Source organism: Vibrio sp. OPT46 (assembly GCF_015163535.1).
In the GTDB taxonomy this organism is placed as follows: domain Bacteria; phylum Pseudomonadota; class Gammaproteobacteria; order Enterobacterales; family Vibrionaceae; genus Vibrio; species Vibrio alginolyticus.
On record NZ_JADDYG010000005.1, the window covers coordinates 106282 to 122843 of the forward strand.

Annotated in this window: 17 protein-coding genes; 9 read left to right on the forward strand and 8 right to left on the reverse strand. The window is 44.5% G+C overall.

Going from position 1 to position 16562, the window contains the following annotated elements; all coding sequences use genetic code 11:
- Nucleotides 1–18: 18 nt before the first annotated feature.
- The 5 genes from ffh (at nucleotide 19) to rplS (ending at nucleotide 3621) form a co-directional block, all read left to right on the forward strand.
- Nucleotides 19–1401, forward strand: a complete 1383-nt coding sequence (gene ffh / locus IQR33_RS00670) for a signal recognition particle protein (RefSeq protein WP_005385423.1) — start codon at nucleotides 19–21, stop codon at nucleotides 1399–1401.
- Between the two features lie 209 nt (nucleotides 1402–1610).
- Nucleotides 1611–1859: a 30S ribosomal protein S16 gene (gene rpsP / locus IQR33_RS00675; protein WP_005379962.1), complete on the forward strand. Its 249-nt coding sequence runs from the start codon at nucleotides 1611–1613 to the stop codon at nucleotides 1857–1859.
- 29 nt (nucleotides 1860–1888) lie between these two features.
- A complete protein-coding gene (gene rimM / locus IQR33_RS00680) occupies nucleotides 1889–2437 on the forward strand; it encodes a ribosome maturation factor RimM (protein ID WP_005379964.1) in 549 nt (182 codons plus the stop codon).
- A gap of 27 nt (nucleotides 2438–2464) precedes the next feature.
- Nucleotides 2465–3226: a tRNA (guanosine(37)-N1)-methyltransferase TrmD gene (trmD, locus tag IQR33_RS00685; RefSeq protein ID WP_005385420.1), complete on the forward strand. Its 762-nt coding sequence runs from the start codon at nucleotides 2465–2467 to the stop codon at nucleotides 3224–3226.
- Nucleotides 3227–3267: 41 nt separating this feature from the next.
- Nucleotides 3268–3621 carry a 50S ribosomal protein L19 gene (rplS, locus tag IQR33_RS00690; RefSeq protein WP_005379971.1) on the forward strand — a complete coding sequence of 118 codons (354 nt, stop codon included), beginning with the start codon at nucleotides 3268–3270 and terminating at the stop codon, nucleotides 3619–3621.
- A gap of 312 nt (nucleotides 3622–3933) precedes the next feature.
- On the opposite strand, the gene yacG is transcribed toward rplS, so the two are convergent.
- The 8 genes from yacG to nadC form a co-directional block, all read right to left on the reverse strand.
- Nucleotides 3934–4128 (reverse strand): DNA gyrase inhibitor YacG, encoded by a 195-nt coding sequence (yacG, locus tag IQR33_RS00695; RefSeq protein WP_017635922.1) that lies wholly within the window; start codon nucleotides 4126–4128, stop codon nucleotides 3934–3936.
- 158 nt (nucleotides 4129–4286) lie between these two features.
- Nucleotides 4287–5027, reverse strand: coding sequence for a cell division protein ZapD (gene zapD / locus IQR33_RS00700; protein WP_005373086.1), 741 nt, complete (start codon nucleotides 5025–5027; stop codon nucleotides 4287–4289).
- Between the two features lie 27 nt (nucleotides 5028–5054).
- Nucleotides 5055–5669, reverse strand: coding sequence for a dephospho-CoA kinase (gene coaE, locus IQR33_RS00705; protein ID WP_193838127.1), 615 nt, complete (start codon nucleotides 5667–5669; stop codon nucleotides 5055–5057).
- Nucleotides 5670–6539, reverse strand: a complete 870-nt coding sequence (locus tag IQR33_RS00710) for a prepilin peptidase (RefSeq protein ID WP_193838126.1) — start codon at nucleotides 6537–6539, stop codon at nucleotides 5670–5672.
- Between the two features lie 64 nt (nucleotides 6540–6603).
- Complete coding sequence (locus IQR33_RS00715) at nucleotides 6604–7827, reverse strand: type II secretion system F family protein (RefSeq protein WP_193838125.1); 1224 nt, start codon at nucleotides 7825–7827, stop codon at nucleotides 6604–6606.
- Nucleotides 7828–7850: 23 nt separating this feature from the next.
- Nucleotides 7851–9536 (reverse strand): type IV-A pilus assembly ATPase PilB, encoded by a 1686-nt coding sequence (gene pilB, locus IQR33_RS00720; RefSeq protein WP_064354290.1) that lies wholly within the window; start codon nucleotides 9534–9536, stop codon nucleotides 7851–7853.
- Nucleotides 9537–9542: 6 nt separating this feature from the next.
- Nucleotides 9543–9986 (reverse strand): pilin, encoded by a 444-nt coding sequence (locus IQR33_RS00725; protein WP_064354289.1) that lies wholly within the window; start codon nucleotides 9984–9986, stop codon nucleotides 9543–9545.
- 261 nt (nucleotides 9987–10247) lie between these two features.
- Nucleotides 10248–11135, reverse strand: a complete 888-nt coding sequence (gene nadC, locus IQR33_RS00730; RefSeq protein ID WP_064354288.1) for a carboxylating nicotinate-nucleotide diphosphorylase — start codon at nucleotides 11133–11135, stop codon at nucleotides 10248–10250.
- 92 nt (nucleotides 11136–11227) lie between these two features.
- Here nadC and ampD point away from each other — a divergent pair, with 92 nt between their 5' ends.
- The 4 genes from ampD to IQR33_RS31995 all read left to right on the forward strand — a co-directional run.
- Entirely contained in the window at nucleotides 11228–11779 is a 552-nt protein-coding gene (ampD, locus tag IQR33_RS00735; RefSeq protein WP_042521337.1) for a 1,6-anhydro-N-acetylmuramyl-L-alanine amidase AmpD, read from the forward strand.
- Nucleotides 11780–12184: 405 nt separating this feature from the next.
- A complete protein-coding gene (pdhR, locus tag IQR33_RS00740; RefSeq protein WP_005379989.1) occupies nucleotides 12185–12952 on the forward strand; it encodes a pyruvate dehydrogenase complex transcriptional repressor PdhR in 768 nt (255 codons plus the stop codon).
- A 48-nt stretch (nucleotides 12953–13000) separates the two neighbouring features.
- A complete protein-coding gene (gene aceE / locus IQR33_RS00745) occupies nucleotides 13001–15664 on the forward strand; it encodes a pyruvate dehydrogenase (acetyl-transferring), homodimeric type (RefSeq protein ID WP_005386612.1) in 2664 nt (887 codons plus the stop codon).
- 19 nt (nucleotides 15665–15683) lie between these two features.
- The coding region (locus tag IQR33_RS31995) for a biotin/lipoyl-containing protein (RefSeq protein ID WP_322631743.1) at nucleotides 15684–16562 on the forward strand (879 nt) is incomplete at its 3' end.

Here is a 16562-nt window from a genome sequence, read left to right on the forward strand (position 1 = left end):
TTTAGCGAAGAGACAAAGATGTTTGAGAATTTAACGGATCGATTATCCAAAACGCTGAAAAATATCAGTGGTAAAGGTCGTCTGACCGAAGACAACATTAAAGAAACCCTACGTGAAGTCCGAATGGCTCTACTTGAAGCTGACGTTGCGCTTCCGGTCGTTCGTGAATTTGTGAACCGCGTTAAAGAAAAAGCGGTGGGCGTAGAAGTTTCTAAATCTCTGACTCCAGGTCAGGAATTTATCAAGATCGTTCAAACAGAACTTGAAGCCGTAATGGGTGAGTCGAATGAGGCGCTAAACCTTGCTGCTCAACCACCTGCTGTGCTTCTTATGGCTGGTCTACAAGGTGCGGGTAAAACCACATCGGTAGGTAAGTTATCTAAGCTTCTAAAAGAACGTGACAAGAAGAAAGTCTTGGTTGTGTCTGCCGACGTTTACCGTCCTGCGGCAATCAAGCAGCTTGAAACACTGGCATCAGACATCGGTGTTGACTTCTTCCCATCATCACCAGACCAAAAGCCTATTGATATCGCCAATGCAGCGATTGACCATGCGAAGAAAAAATTCTACGACGTATTGATTGTCGATACCGCAGGTCGTTTGGCAATTGATGAAGAGATGATGGGGGAGATCAAAGATCTTCACGCAGCTATCAACCCAGTAGAAACGCTATTTGTTGTTGACGCCATGACGGGTCAAGACGCAGCAAATACAGCAAAAGCCTTTGGCGATGCGCTACCTCTTACCGGTGTAGTTCTAACTAAGGTTGATGGTGATGCTCGTGGTGGTGCGGCACTTTCAGTACGCCATGTCACGGGCAAACCAATCAAATTCTTGGGTGTCGGTGAAAAAACTGACGCGCTAGAACCGTTCCACCCAGATCGTGTTGCTTCACGTATTCTTGGCATGGGTGACGTTCTGTCTTTGATTGAAGACCTACAACGCAACGTTGACCAAGAAAAGGCAGAAAAGTTAGCGAAGAAGTTCAAAGAGAAGAAAGGTTTCGACCTTGAAGATTTCCGTGAACAGCTAGGCCAGATGCAAAACATGGGCGGCATGATGGGGATGATGGATAAGCTTCCAGGAATGTCCCAGCTACCAGACAATGTGAAAGATAAAGTCGATGACAAGATGTTCAAACAGATGGAAGCGATCATCAGCTCCATGACAATGAAAGAACGTCAACGCCCAGAAATTATCAAGGGCTCGCGCAAGAAGCGTATCGCGGCTGGTTCTGGTGTGCAGGTTCAAGATGTAAACCGCTTACTAAAACAGTTCACCCAAATGCAGAAAATGATGAAAAAGATGCAAAAAGGTGGCATGAAAGGCATGATGCGCAACATGCAAGGCATGATGGGCGGCATGGGTGGCGGCGGTGGCTTCAACCCATTTGGTCGTTAATTAATCGATCACGCATAGATTCAGGGTGTTAGGTTCGTCACAAACTTTAAATTCAATTTATGTTGGTGAAAAAGTAACTAAACTCCTTGCATTGCTCCGGGAGAAGAGTAAAATTCCGGAGCTTTATTTTGGCACGAGACCCCAAACTGTTTAATTTCTTGAATGGTTTTTGGGGTTAATTTTATTTTTGAGAAAGCAAAGAGGACGACATGGTAACCATTCGTTTGGCACGTCACGGCGCTAAAAAGCGTCCATTTTATCAAATCGTAGTAGCGGACAGCCGCAACGCTGCAACTGGCCGTTTCATCGAGAAAGTTGGTTTCTTCAACCCAACTGCTAAAGGTCAAGAAGAAGGTCTACGTCTAGACCTAGACCGCGTTAACCACTGGGTTGGTCAAGGCGCGTCAGTATCTGACCGTGTTGCTAAGCTAGTTAAAGACGCTCAAAAAGCGGCTTAATTTTTTACTTGAAAAGTAGAAACTAGTTTATGTCGATGAAAGGTAAAGAAACAATGAGCAACGAAAAGATTGTTGTAGGCAAGTTTGGTGCTACTTACGGCATTCGTGGTTGGCTTAAGGTTTTTTCCTACACAGACAATGCTGAAAGCATTTTCGATTACAGCCCTTGGTACATTAACCAAAAGGGCAAGTGGGTTGAGTACAAAGTAGAAAGCTGGAAGCGCCATAACAAAGGTATGGTGGCTAAGCTGGAAGGCATGGATGTTCGTGAAGACGCGCATCTAATGACGAACTTTGAAATTGCTATTGACCCTGCGGTACTTCCTGAATTGTCAGAAGATGAGTTCTACTGGCGCGAATTGTTTGGGATGCAAGTTGTAACTACTAAAGGTTACGATCTAGGTGTTGTTACTGACATGCTAGAAACTGGCTCAAACGATGTTCTGGTTGTTAAAGCAAATCTTAAAGATGCTTTCGGGCAGAAGGAACGATTAATCCCGTTCCTTGAAGAGCAAGTGATCATTAATGTTGATCGCGAAGCTCAACGGATCGAAGTTGACTGGGATCCTGGATTCTAATCTCCAAAATTACAGAGCGAGATAAACATGTGGGTTGGCGTTATTAGCCTTTTTCCAGAAATGTTCCGTTCTGTTACTGATTTTGGAGTAACAGGTCAAGCGGTTAAAAAAGGTCTTTTGTCGATTGAAACTTGGAATCCTAGAGATTTCACTCACGACAAACATCGCACAGTCGATGACCGACCTTACGGTGGTGGCCCTGGTATGTTAATGATGGTTCAGCCTTTGCGCGATGCCATTCATACCGCGAAAGCAGCCTCACCGGGCAAGACGAAAGTCATCTACCTTTCTCCTCAAGGTCGCAAGCTCGACCAGAAAGGAGTGGAAGAACTGGCAACGAATGAGAACTTGCTTCTGATTTGTGGTCGTTATGAAGGGGTAGATGAGCGCATCATTCAATCTGAAGTCGACGAAGAATGGTCGATTGGTGATTTTGTGATGACGGGTGGTGAGATACCAGCCATGACGTTAATCGACTCTGTCTCTCGGTTTGTTCCGGGTGTACTAGGGGATTTCGCGTCAGCAGAAGAAGACTCTTTTGCAAATGGCTTGTTAGATTGCCCTCACTATACGCGTCCAGAAGTATTGGATGACAAAGAGGTACCAGCGGTACTGATGTCAGGCAATCACAAGGATATTCGTCAATGGCGACTCAAGCAGTCGTTGGGCCGTACTTGGCTAAGAAGACCAGAGCTCCTGGAAAACCTAGCTCTGACTGACGAACAGGAACAATTACTTGCTGAGTTTGTTAATGAGCATAAAGCCATTAAAGAACATAACGCAAAGTAACCTAATTTATTTAGTATCAGTTTATTCTAGGAATTTAAAAAATGAGTAACATCATCAAAGCTCTTGAAGAAGAGCAAATGAAATCAGACCTACCTAAATTTGCACCAGGTGACACTGTTGTAGTTCAAGTTAAGGTAAAAGAAGGTGACCGTGAGCGTCTACAGGCTTTCGAAGGCGTTGTAATCGCAATCCGTAACCGTGGTCTACACTCTGCTTTCACTGTACGTAAGATCTCTAACGGTGAAGGTGTTGAGCGTACGTTCCAAACACACTCTCCAATCGTTGATAGCATCGAAGTTAAACGCCGTGGTGCAGTACGTCGTGCCAAGTTGTACTACCTACGTGAGCGTTCTGGTAAGTCTGCTCGTATCAAAGAGAAACTTGCTAAGAAGTAATGCTATAACTAGCGTTCTCATCTTAAACGGAGTCCTTTTAGGGCTCCGTTTTTTTATTTGTGTAATTAGCTTGCTCGTTTCTTTTCTCCCGACCTGCACTGTCGATGCTCATGCACTGACGTACACTCCACGCCTCTACCTTGCTGTGAATAGATTCCTGATGCCGCTATGGCTCCTCGGAATGACAGGAAATGATGGTCAAAGATTATATAGCACTGAGGTTAAAATTCGTCATTCTGGACAGCGACGAAGGAGCGTGATTCAGATTCCCCAAGAAGGAACCTAGGGTATTCCTTTACCCTAGGTCTTAATTTAATACTGGTCTTCAGACCAGCCATCACTGTCGGACATATCGGGTGCGCCTGGGATGGTGTTTTCTTCATCTGCCCATTCACCAAAATCAATCATTTGGCATTGTTTACTGCAGAAAGGGCGATGAGGACTTTGTTCTCCCCATTCTACGTCGGCGCCACATTGTGGGCATTGAACGATGGTAACTTTAGACATAGTTGAGCGTCCCATTACTAATTGGTGTTAAAGGGTAGTATACCTAAACGAATTAAAGATGGCTTATTCAACGCGCTATTGCTGCTACGAAATTTTATCAAATATAAGCGCAATAAAGCGTTGAATTTTAGATTATGGAGGCGAGGCGTAGTGTCGTCTTAGCTGCAAACAGCAAGTTCAAATTCAATATCTTGTGTGCATGCTTGACCGTTTTCAAACGACATGAACTTGATCGCAAAGCGGTTTTTATGGCCTGAAATCATAGGATACACGCCATATTCCATTGGGATGTGAAGTCTTAGAATGTTGGCTTCATCAGCGTCACTTTGGAAGAAACCTGCACGACCGATTTGAGCTTTGAAATGTCCGGTCTCTCTAGTGAGCTTTAACCATAACGAAAGCGCATCAGATAAGGGCTTTAAGCTTGCTTGCCACTGTTGTGCATCACGCTTTTTACGTTCAATAGGTAGATGAAGCCAGTAGTGTAATGCTGGCAGATCAAAACAGCATGAACCACCCGGTAGATTAAAGCGTTGACGGATAGAGCTTAGGAAGCGATCTTCTTTTAATGCTTGGCCAAAACGTTCAGCACCCATTAGTTGGCTATGAACGACATCTATCTCTTGTAGTAGGGTATTTAATGCGTCTTGATCGACACCATCAACATTGAGCCAATGGCGGTACGACAGCCGCTGCTTCTCAAGATCTTTAGCCAGTTCACTTTTCAGTTGGATTTGTTCGAAGATCTCAACCATATCGAATAACGCACGGAAAAACAGTTGATACTGATGATTTTCGCTAAACCCAGAGGCCAAGTGAGCCTGACGCAGCAGAGACTCTACTCTTAGATAAATACGAGTTTTCTCATTTAACGGATGTTCAAATTTGTGCGTGGTCATCGACATAAGCCTTTGTGAGTTTCGTTCCTATTTTCGCAGATTTTTCTTACACATGGCTAGGTACTTTTCGTGCAAATCTGTGATTTGAAGCAAAAGATCAGGGTCACTTGGATTATTCTTAACCACATCGTCTGCAAGCGCGAGCCTTTGCTCTCTTGATGCTTGAGAGGCAAGGATGGCGCGAACTTGATCTTCACTCACATTGTCTCGTTTCATCGTGCGAGATATCTGTGTATTCGGTTCTACATCGACGACAAGAACGCGATCACACAAACTATCTAGCTTGTTTTCTACGAGCAACGGCACCACAAGTAACGCATACTCTGAAGTGACTTGCTGCAAATCTTCGATCATCTTTTCACGAATTATCGGGTGCAACAGTGCGTTGAGCCATGCTTTTTCATCTGAACTCGAAAAGATTTTTTCTCTCAGCTTTGCGCGATCTAAAGTTTGGTCTTCACGAACGATATCGTGACCAAAATGTTCAATAATCGCGTTTAGGCCGGGAGTACCTGGCTCGACAACTTCTCTTGCTACAATGTCGGCATCGACGATATCGATTTTAAATTGTTGTTTGAACAGATTCGCGACGGTTGTTTTTCCACTAGCGATACCACCTGTTAAACCAATAACCAAAGCCATTTACACTCCTAGAACTGAAGTAAAGTACCAGTTTAAAATCTGGTCGCCCCAAATTAAGCTTATCCAACCAGCAATTGCTAAGTAAGGACCGAAAGGGAAAGCTTTTTCAATTCCCTGCTTTTGCAAGCGTAGTTGAATGATGCCAAATACGATGCCAACCACAGAAGAAAGTAGAATGATCATCGGCAGTGACTGCCAACCTAGCCAAGCTCCTAGTGCCGCTAGTAGTTTAAAATCACCATACCCCATTCCTTCTTTACCAGTAAGTAACTTAAAGCCCCAGTAAACGGACCAGAGACATAGGTAACCAGCAATAGCACCAATGACAGAATCTTGTAGAGTAACAGGACTTATTTCGACTAATGCTAAGGCAATGCCAGCCCAAGTTAATGGTAATGTTAATTGGTCAGGTAACAACATAGTATCGAGATCGATAAATGTTGCGGCGATTAAGATAAAAGTGAAAAAGAGTAGTGCAACGGTAAAGTAACTAAAACCAAAGTAATAAGCGATAAAGCCTGAGCAGAATGCAGTGAGCAGTTCAATCAGTAGATAGCGTGCACTAATGGTTGCCTGACAGCTGTGACATTTACCTTTTAAGAGCAGCCAGCTAATCACAGGAATGTTGTCTCGAATACGTATCGATGTTGCGCATTTCTGGCAGGAGGAGCGTGGAACGCTCAAGGTCAGCACTTCTTTAGGAGGTTCTATTTTGTATTCAGGAAATGACTCGGCACATTCGCGTCGCCATTCTAGTTCCATGATTTTAGGTAGTCGATAAATAACCACATTGAGGAAGCTACCCACGATCAGACCGAAGATGGTGGCAAACACAACGAATAGCCAAGGGTAGTACTGGAATACTTCCATATTTGTCTCTTGAGCGATGAGTGAAATCAGCAAGATGCTGTTTTAAAGGAGTTAACAGCTCATTCTAGCCCAATACACTCATTAAGTTAAAGATTGGCAAGTACATTGCTGTCACTAATCCGCCAACAACGATACCTAAAAAAACGATAATTAGTGGCTCTAGAATTTTACTAAGGTTGTCGACGGTGTTATCGACTTCAAACTCGTAGATCGTTGCAACTTTATTGAGCATGTCGTCAAGTCGACCAGACTCTTCACCGATCATGACCATTTGTAACACTAATTCAGGGAACACATTACAGTTACGCATGGCAACATACATTGGCATACCTGCGGCGGTATCACGGTAAACTTCTTCTATGGCGAGTTGATAGTGTAAGTTTCCTGAGGTTTTTGATGTGGTTTTTAAACTGGTTAGAATTGGAATACCCGCTGTAAAGCTTGTGGCGAGTGTTCGACTAAATTTGGCGATAGCGGCTTTTGATAATACGGGCCCGAGGACAGGAAATTTAAGCACAGAGCGATTGAGCATTAAGCGAAAAGAATCTGAACGCTTAGAGAGGATTCTCGCTGAGATGAATAGACTGATAGAGCCTAGTGCTATAAATGGGCTCCAGTTTTGTGTCCAGGCGGAAAGATCTAACACTTGCCTGGTAAACCACGGTAAGTCAGCACCAAAACCAACAAACATTTTTTCAAACTCGGGAATGACTTTGGTGAGCATGATAAACGACACTCCTAACGCGACTAGCACTACCATGGCTGGGTAAATCAGTGCTTTGATCACTTTCGCACGAAGCTGCTCATTTTTTTCTCGGTAGGTGGCTAAGCGCTCGAACACTTCCGCTAAGTTACCGGATTGCTCACCTGTTGCGATAAGGTCGGTATAGAGTGGGTCAAAGTGTTCACTTGCAGTGCGCATTGCTTTTGACATGGGCGTCCCTGCTTCAACGGCGCGTGTCACACTCATCAAAATGGATTTCATCTCTGCTTTTTTGTGATTTTCTGATACCAATTTTAAAGCCTGAACTAAGGGTACACCGGTTATCAACATCGTCGAAATCTGACGGGTAAACACCGTGATGTCTCTGGCTTTCACGCGATGGCTGAGTTTAGTGAGAAACGAAATACTGCTTTTCTTTAACTTCTTGATCTTGATGTGCTGTGCGTCTAGACGCTCGCGTACTTCAATTTCTGTCATCGCGAGGGTTTGTCCAGACGTCTTTTTGCCAGAACTGTTGATGCCTTTCCAGCGGAAGTTTTTAAGTTGTGGTGTAGTGCTTTTCATGGATGTGACTGCTGATTAAAGGATTAAAAATAAAGTACGCGCTGTAGTTCACTAAAACTTGTGATTCCTTGTTTGAGTTTTTCTATGCCCGACATTTGTAACGTGCTCATACCATTTGCGATGGCGAGTTTTTCTAGTTCATGTACCGAGGCGCCTTTAATAAGCGCTTCGGAAAGAAATTCATCAAAGCGCATCACTTCATAAATCCCCGTTCGGCCGGAATAACCATGGGTACACTCATTACATCCATCGGGATTGGCTTTAAAAATGTTGTCGCTTGCTTGAATTCCAAGGTGTTGTAGCTGAACGGTAAGCTCTTGTGATTGTTTACAGTGCGAGCACAGTTTACGGGCCAAGCGCTGGGCAATAATCAAATTAAGAGATGAGGCCAAGTTAAAGCTTTCTACGCCCATGTTTGATAAACGAATAACCGTTTCAGCCGCAGAATTGGTATGCAAGGTTGAAAGTACTAAGTGACCGGTTTGCGATGCTTTTATAGCGATTTCGGCGGTGTCTAAGTCACGAATCTCACCGACCATTACCACATCCGGGTCTTGACGTAAGAAAGAGCGCAGGGCTTCGGCAAAACCAAAACCAATCTTAGGCTGAACTTGAACTTGGTTAATGCCCGATAAGTTAATTTCTACTGGGTCTTCTGCCGTGGAAATGTTGATTTCTGGCTTATTGAGGATACTTAGCCCAGTGTATAGAGAAACGGTTTTACCGCTCCCTGTTGGGCCTGTCATCAGAATCATGCCTTGTGGGCGACGCAGCGCATCCAAGTACAATTGTTTTTGTTGTTCGCTATAACCAAGCTTGTCGATATCCAATGACGCAGAGCTGCTGTCGAGCAGTCGTAGTACAATTTTCTCTCCGAATAGAGTCGGTAGCGTGGATACACGCATATCAATTGCGGTGTCTTGATTCAACTTGAGCTTAATACGCCCATCTTGTGGTAAACGTCGCTCTGCAATATCAAGTTTAGAGAGGATTTTGATACGAGCGGATAAGCGGCGACTTAAGTGGCTTGGTGGCTGCTGTGTTTCAATTAAGATGCCATCACAGCGTAGGCGCACGCGGTACATCTTTTCATAAGGCTCAAAGTGGATATCGGATGCGCCTTTGCGCACAGCGTCCAACAGAATTTGGTTGATGTAACGGCTAACAGGAGACTCATCTTGGCTCAAGTCTTCAATGTTGTCGATTTCATCTGCGCCCACGTCAACCAGATTGGCTAACTCTTCTTGGTTGATCTCTTTTAACCCGGACTTCTCATGACTCAATGAACGACCATACAAGCGTCGAATTGCCGCGCTGAGTTGACTAAAATCCCCCAAGACCAATTCAACCTGTAAACCAGTGGCAAAGCGAAAATCATCTTCTGCTTGTTGGTTGGTGGGGTCGGCAACGGCGAGTAATAACGTTGAAGACGTACGCTGGAGTGGGAGTGCGTTATGTCGTGTGATTAATTCACGTAGACCGAGTTGTTGACAAAGCGAAGCGTACTCGTACTGAGATAACTCGGGCTGATTTAAACCAAAGAGAGAACTTAAGTGATCAGCGAGCTCACTTGACGTGAAGAATCCAGAACTGAGTAAAGCTTCCGGCATCGAAATGCCAGAAGCTTTGACTTGCTCTATTAACGATTCTTCTTGGGAAAAGGTCAGTACTCCTTTTTGACGAAGAATGGTTGAGAGGTTTGTTAACATTAGGTTTTATCTACAAGCTTTTGGTACTTCATTGCTTGTTAATTTGCTATTAGTTGTAAATGTACATGCCCACCCACTATTTGACTTGGCAATTTCTACAAAGGCCGTGCTTATAGAAGAAGTATTACCAAATAGGAACTTAATGGTTCCATTTGCACCGCTGATACTCTCGAATGATAGAGTGCCAAGTTTGTTCATTCCTGACGTTGCACCAACAGCAGTAAAGCCCGCGGAATCATTAGTCGGGAAAGCACCGACTTCTTGAATATGCATATCTATATTAGTGATAAGAGATTTAGCGGTTGCTAACCCAGTAGCTGCTTCTGACTTTTTTACATAGTTTTGATAAGCAGGGATCGCGATAGCTGATAGCACCCCAATAATTGCTACCACAATCATCAATTCAATTAGCGTAAAACCTTGCTGTTTTTTCTGTTTACTGTTTTTCATTTTTAACCCTTTCCTAAAAATTAATAATGCTCTTGCATTGGCGAAAGATTATGGAGAGTTAAGGTGGGTTGAAAATGGGGAAGAGATGGGCTCTCGAGTGAGATAAAACTCTTTGGTGAAAAGTTGCATATCGCATGCAGGGTTTTGCGAGTAGTACTATTTTTTTAGTGGATAAAAAGAAAGGGCCAATTGGCCCTTTTAAATGATGAGTTACTCACAACTCACTGAGTTAGTTGAAGTAATTGAGATTTGTTGCTTTTATTATTTGAAGCGCATCGAAAGATCCATCGCTTTTAAATGCTTAGTCAACGCGCCTACCGAAATGTAATCGACACCGGTTTCTGCGTATTCTGCGATGGTCTCTAGCGTAATGTTGCCGGAGTTCTCTAAAGCGGCACGACCTGCGTTAATCGCTACGGCTTCACGCATCATTTCTTTTGTGAAGTTATCGAGCATGATGATGTCGGCACCAACCTCTATCGCTTGTTTCAACTCTTCTAAGCTTTCCGTTTCTACTTCTACCGGTTTGCCTGGGTTAAGCTCTTTCGCTTTTTGGATGGCTTGGGTGATGCCACCACAAGCAATAATGTGGTTTTCTTTAATGAGGTAAGCGTCGAACACGCCGATGCGATGGTTAAAGCCACCACCACACGTCACGGCGTATTTTAATGCGCTACGCAGACCAGGAATGGTTTTGCGTGTATCTAGTAGACGACACTCAGTATGCGCGATTTTTTCAGCGTACTCTGCGGTAACTGTTGCGCAGCCAGACAGCGTTTGGATGAAATTCATTGCGTTACGCTCACCAGTCAACAAGTCACGAGCAGGGCCTGTCAGCGTGCAAAGGGTTTGGTTAGGTTCGACTTTATCGCCGTCCTTCACGTGCCATTCAATGCTGACCTTACCACCGAGCTGTTTAAAAACTTCATCAGCCCATGCTTGACCACAGAACACACCATGCTCACGAGTAATAATCGTTGCGGTATTAACCGCCTCGGCAGGGATCAAAGATGCAGTAATGTCGTTATCTGCGTCTACACTGACACCTAGATCTTCTTTTAAGGTATCAGCGACAGAGCGAGTGATCTCTAAAGGGAGTTGTTGTTTAAGGTATTCTAGGCGTTCTTGAATGTTGTGTGTGTTCTTCATCGCAAATCTTGTCTTGAAAGGGAGATGGCAACGAATGATACTCTCCGGTGTCAATAATTTCAGCAGTTAATTTGCAAAGTAGAGAGGTTGATATGCGCCCAATTATCGAGAATGGCTGGCTGACACAAGCAAAGCATGTTCCGTCACCATTTTTTGATGCCCGCTCTGATATAAACGACATCTCTCTGCTGGTGGTACACAATATCAGTTTGCCTCCTGGGCAGTTTGGTGGACCATATATAGAGGACTTCTTCACTGGCAAGCTAGACCCAAATGAACATCCATTTTTTGAAGTCATTCACAAAATGGGCGTTTCTGCACATTGCTTGATTAAAAGAAACGGCGAGGTTGTTCAATTTGTTTCTTTTCTTGATAGAGCATGGCATGCCGGTCAATCCAGTTTCGCAGGCAGGGAGCGTTGTAATGACTATTCCATTGGTATCGAGCTTGAAGGGACAGAATTTACTGCCTACACAGAAGCGCAATATCAATCACTTGCAGAGATCACTGAGGTGATTATGCAGTCTTATCCTCAAATCACCCCGCCACGAATTACCGGTCATCAATATATTGCGCCCTTGAGAAAAAGCGATCCTGGTCTAAGCTTTGATTGGGTGAAATATAGACTGCTTATACAGCGTTGATTTGTAGCGAAAGTGTAAATTCAAAAAAGCGAAATAAATAAGGCATACGATCAGGTATGCCTTTTTTTGATACCAGAAATATTAATGATTGTTAAAAGTTAACTACATTTTTACGCTCGTACATGCCGTTTTGGTGAATAAATAGACTGATAATTTTGTCATTTTCTGTATTTCTTTTCCAAAACTGCTAGCACGTCGACTTCCCATTTGTATGCTTTATGTAATTGGTCATACCAATTCTATTGCTGTTTTAACAGTCGATTGTTATCAGAGTGTTGGAAGTAAGCTCGTTCTATGATTTAGGTCAATTTTCGGCTGGACAGTGGCGTTTTAATTATGTTAATTTCTGCACCAACTTAAAATTGGTATTACCAATTACCTGCAAGAGTAGAAGAACAATAAATTATGGCTTATCAAAGGATTCGTCAGCCAAAACTCTCTGATGTTATAGAACAAGAGTTAGAAAGGTTGATAGTGGAAGGAACATTGTCTCCGGGGCAACAACTGCCTCCAGAGCGTGAACTGGCAAAACAGTTCGATGTGTCTCGTCCTTCAGTCCGAGAAGCCATTCAACGCTTGGAAGCGAAGCGTTTGTTGACTCGTCGCCAAGGTGGCGGAACATTCGTAAGTGAGAATATCTGGAAGAGCTTTTCAGATCCCTTGTTGAATTTGTTGTCTAGTCATTCTGAAACCCAGCTTGATGTGCTTGAGTCTCGTCATGCAATGGAAGGAATTTCAGCTTACTTTGCAGCTTTACGTGGTACCGAAGAAGATTTTGCGCGTATTCAAGGTTGCCTTGAACGCATTAGCCAAGAGCAAGCAAACAACGATATCGAAGCTGAATCTGCGGAAGTGATGCAATTTTTGATCGCTTTGACAGAAGCCGCGCACAACGTGGTTTTGTTGCACATTGTTCGAAGCTTAGCACCTTTGCTTGAGCAAAATATTCTACAAAATTTTAAATTACTACGTCGCCGCCCAGAAGCGGTCGAGAAAGTCAGTAAACACCGAGCCAATATCGTGGATGCGATTGTTTCTGGTCAGCCTGAAAAGGCGCGAGAAATGTCCCACTCGCACTTGGCTTACATCGAAGAAACATTGTTGGATTTGACTCGAGAAGAGTCTCGACGAGAGCGTTCTCTACGTCGAATTCAGCAGGGTAATGACTCGTAAGAGCGTTACTTAAATAAGTAGATCCAACCAACAGAAGGATAGATCGCCATGTCTGATATGAAGCATGACGTAGATGCACTGGAAACTCAAGAATGGCTACAAGCGCTTGAGTCAGTTGTACGTGAAGAAGGTCTAGAGCGTGCTCAATTCCTATTAGAGCAAGTTCTAGATAAAGCACGTCTAGACGGTGTTGATATGCCAACAGGTATCACAACTAACTACATCAACACGATTCCTGCAGACCAAGAACCAGCATACCCAGGTGACACAACACTTGAGCGTCGTATTCGCTCAATTATTCGTTGGAACGCTATCATGATCGTTCTACGTGCATCTAAGAAAGACCTAGAGCTAGGCGGCCACATGGCGTCTTTCCAGTCTTCTGCTGCGTTCTACGAGACATGTTTCAACCACTTCTTCCGTGCACCAAACGAGAAGGATGGTGGCGACCTAGTTTACTACCAAGGTCACATTTCACCAGGTATCTACTCACGTGCATTCGTTGAAGGTCGTCTAACTGAAGAGCAGCTAGACAACTTCCGTCAAGAAGTAGACGGCAAAGGTATTCCTTCATACCCGCACCCTAAACTGATGCCTGAATTCTGGCAGTTCCCGACAGTATCGATGGGCCTAGGTCCAATCGCTTCTATCTACCAAGCTCGTTTCCTTAAGTACCTAGAAGGCCGTGGTCTTAAAGATACTTCAGAGCAGCGCGTTTACGCGTTCCTAGGTGACGGTGAGATGGATGAGCCAGAATCACGTGGTGCTATCTCTTTTGCTGCGCGTGAGAAACTAGATAACCTATGCTTCCTAATCAACTGTAACCTACAGCGTCTAGATGGCCCTGTAATGGGTAACGGTAAGATCATTCAAGAACTTGAAGGTCTGTTCAAAGGTGCTGGTTGGAACGTAGTGAAAGTAATCTGGGGTAACAACTGGGATTCACTACTAGCTAAAGATACGACTGGTAAGCTTCTACAGCTTATGAATGAAACGATCGACGGCGACTACCAAACATTCAAATCAAAAGATGGCGCGTACGTACGTGAGCACTTCTTTGGTAAGTACCCAGAGACAGCTGCACTTGTTGCTGACATGACTGATGACGAAATCTTCGCACTTAAGCGTGGTGGTCACGAGTCTTCTAAGCTATACGCGGCATACAAAAACGCGGCAGAAACTAAAGGTCGTCCAACAGTAATCCTAGCTAAGACTGTTAAAGGTTACGGCATGGGTGAAGCGGCTGAAGGTAAGAACATCGCGCACCAAGTTAAGAAGATGGACATGACTCACGTACTACACCTACGTGATCGTCTAGGTCTTCAAGACATCCTAACTGACGAAGCAGTGAAAGAACTTCCGTACCTGAAACTTGAAGAAGGTTCAAAAGAGTACGAATACCTACACGCTCGTCGTAAAGCGCTACACGGCTACACGCCACAGCGTCTACCAAAATTCACTCAAGAATTCATCGTTCCTGAGCTAGAAGAATTCAAGCCACTACTAGAAGAACAGAAGCGTGATATCTCTTCTACTATGGCATTCGTACGTGCACTAAACGTTCTACTTAAGAACAAGAACATTGGTAAGAACATCGTTCCTATCATTGCTGACGAAGCACGTACATTCGGTATGGAAGGTCTGTTCCGTCAAATCGGTATCTACAACCCGCACGGCCAAACATACACACCAGAAGACCGTGGCGTTGTTTCTTACTACAAAGAAGCGACTTCAGGTCAGGTTCTACAAGAAGGTATCAACGAGCTAGGTGCTATGTCTTCATGGGTTGCTGCTGCGACTTCATACTCGACAAACGACCTACCAATGATTCCGTTCTACATCTACTACTCAATGTTCGGCTTCCAACGTGTTGGCGACATGGCGTGGATGGCTGGTGACCAACAAGCACGTGGTTTCCTACTAGGTGCAACTGCGGGTCGTACAACGTTGAACGGTGAAGGTCTACAGCACGAAGACGGCCACTCGCACATTTTGGCGGGTACGGTTCCTAACTGTATTTCTTACGACCCAACGTTCGCGTACGAAGTAGCTGTAATCATGCAAGACGGTATCCGTCGCATGTACGGTCCAGAACAAGAAAACGTGTTCTACTACCTAACGCTAATGAACGAAAACTACGCAATGCCAGCAATGCCAGAAGGCGCTGAAGAAGGCATCCGTAAAGGTATCTACAAGCTAGAAACTTACACGGGCGACAAAGCGAAAGTTCAGCTAATGAGTTCTGGTACTATCATGAATGAAGTACGTAAAGCAGCTCAAATCCTAAGCGAAGATTACGGTGTTGCTTCTGATGTTTACTCTGTAACGTCATTCAACGAACTAACTCGCGATGGCCAAGATGCAGAGCGTTTCAACATGCTTCACCCAGAAGCGGAAGCGAAAGTACCTTACATCCAAACAGTAATGGGTACTGAACCTGCTATCGCAGCAACTGACTACATGAAGAACTACGCAGAGCAGGTTCGTGCATACATTCCTGCTGAGTCTTTCAAAGTTCTTGGTACTGATGGCTTCGGTCGTTCAGACAGCCGTGAAAACCTACGTCGTCACTTCGAAGTGAACGCAGGTTACGTAGTAGTAGCAGCGCTAACTGAACTAGCGAAACGTGGCGAAGTTGAGAAATCTGTAGTTGCAGAAGCAATTAAGAAATTCGACATCGACACAGAGAAAACAAACCCGCTATACGCTTAATTAAGAAGGTAGATAAGAAATGGCAATCGAAATTAATGTACCAGACATCGGTGCGGATGAGGTTGAAGTTACTGAGATTCTTGTAAGCGTTGGCGACAAGGTTGAAGAAGAGCAGTCTCTGATCACAGTTGAAGGCGATAAAGCTTCTATGGAAGTTCCTGCTTCTCAAGCGGGTATCGTTAAAGAAATCAAAGTTGCAGAAGGCGACAAGGTTTCTACTGGTTCTCTAATCATGATTTTCGAAGCCGAGGGTGCAGCTGACGCTGCACCTGCTCCTGCGGCAGAAGCAGCTCCAGCAGCAGCTCCAGCTCCAGCAGCAGCGGCAGAACTAAAAGAAGTTCACGTACCAGACATCGGTGGTGATGAAGTAGAAGTTACTGAAATCATGGTTGCCGTTGGCGACAGCATCGAAGAAGAGCAATCTCTTCTAACTGTTGAAGGCGACAAAGCTTCTATGGAAGTTCCAGCGCCATTCGCAGGTACTCTAAAAGAGATCAAAGTTGCAGCAGGCGATAAAGTATCGACTGGCTCACTTATCATGGTATTCGAAACAGCAGGTTCAGGCGCTCCAGCAGCACCAGCGGCAGCTGAAGCTCCTGCGGCAGCAGCTCCAGCAGCGTCTGCGGCAAAAGAAGTGAACGTTCCAGATATCGGCGGCGACGAAGTTGAAGTTACTGAGATCATGGTTGCGGTTGGCGACACAGTGGAAGAAGAGCAATCTCTAATCACTGTTGAAGGTGACAAAGCTTCTATGGAAGTTCCTGCACCATTCGCTGGCACAGTTAAAGAAATCAAGATTGCAGCTGGCGACAAAGTGTCTACTGGCTCACTAATCATGGTATTCGAAGTGGCGGGTGCAGCACCTGCTCCTGCAGCAGCTCCAGCTCCAGCTCCAGTT

Excerpts from the sequence above, each read along its gene's own strand:
- rpsP (WP_005379962.1), top strand. The coding sequence starts at position 1,611 with ATGGTAACCATTCGTTTGGCACGTCACGGCGCTAAAAAGCGTCCATTT.
- rplS (WP_005379971.1), top strand. The coding sequence starts at position 3,268 with ATGAGTAACATCATCAAAGCTCTTGAAGAAGAGCAAATGAAATCAGAC.
- ampD (WP_042521337.1), top strand. The coding sequence starts at position 11,228 with ATGCGCCCAATTATCGAGAATGGCTGGCTGACACAAGCAAAGCATGTT.
- zapD (WP_005373086.1), bottom strand. The coding sequence starts at position 5,027 with ATGACCACGCACAAATTTGAACATCCGTTAAATGAGAAAACTCGTATT.
- nadC (WP_064354288.1), bottom strand. The coding sequence starts at position 11,135 with ATGAAGAACACACACAACATTCAAGAACGCCTAGAATACCTTAAACAA.
- yacG (WP_017635922.1), bottom strand. The coding sequence starts at position 4,128 with ATGTCTAAAGTTACCATCGTTCAATGCCCACAATGTGGCGCCGACGTA.
- rimM (WP_005379964.1), top strand. The coding sequence starts at position 1,889 with ATGTCGATGAAAGGTAAAGAAACAATGAGCAACGAAAAGATTGTTGTA.
- trmD (WP_005385420.1), top strand. The coding sequence starts at position 2,465 with ATGTGGGTTGGCGTTATTAGCCTTTTTCCAGAAATGTTCCGTTCTGTT.
- pdhR (WP_005379989.1), top strand. The coding sequence starts at position 12,185 with ATGGCTTATCAAAGGATTCGTCAGCCAAAACTCTCTGATGTTATAGAA.
- IQR33_RS00715 (WP_193838125.1), bottom strand. The coding sequence starts at position 7,827 with ATGAAAAGCACTACACCACAACTTAAAAACTTCCGCTGGAAAGGCATC.
- pilB (WP_064354290.1), bottom strand. The coding sequence starts at position 9,536 with ATGTTAACAAACCTCTCAACCATTCTTCGTCAAAAAGGAGTACTGACC.
- ffh (WP_005385423.1), top strand. The coding sequence starts at position 19 with ATGTTTGAGAATTTAACGGATCGATTATCCAAAACGCTGAAAAATATC.
- coaE (WP_193838127.1), bottom strand. The coding sequence starts at position 5,669 with ATGGCTTTGGTTATTGGTTTAACAGGTGGTATCGCTAGTGGAAAAACA.
- IQR33_RS00725 (WP_064354289.1), bottom strand. The coding sequence starts at position 9,986 with ATGAAAAACAGTAAACAGAAAAAACAGCAAGGTTTTACGCTAATTGAA.
- IQR33_RS00710 (WP_193838126.1), bottom strand. The coding sequence starts at position 6,539 with ATGGAAGTATTCCAGTACTACCCTTGGCTATTCGTTGTGTTTGCCACC.
- aceE (WP_005386612.1), top strand. The coding sequence starts at position 13,001 with ATGTCTGATATGAAGCATGACGTAGATGCACTGGAAACTCAAGAATGG.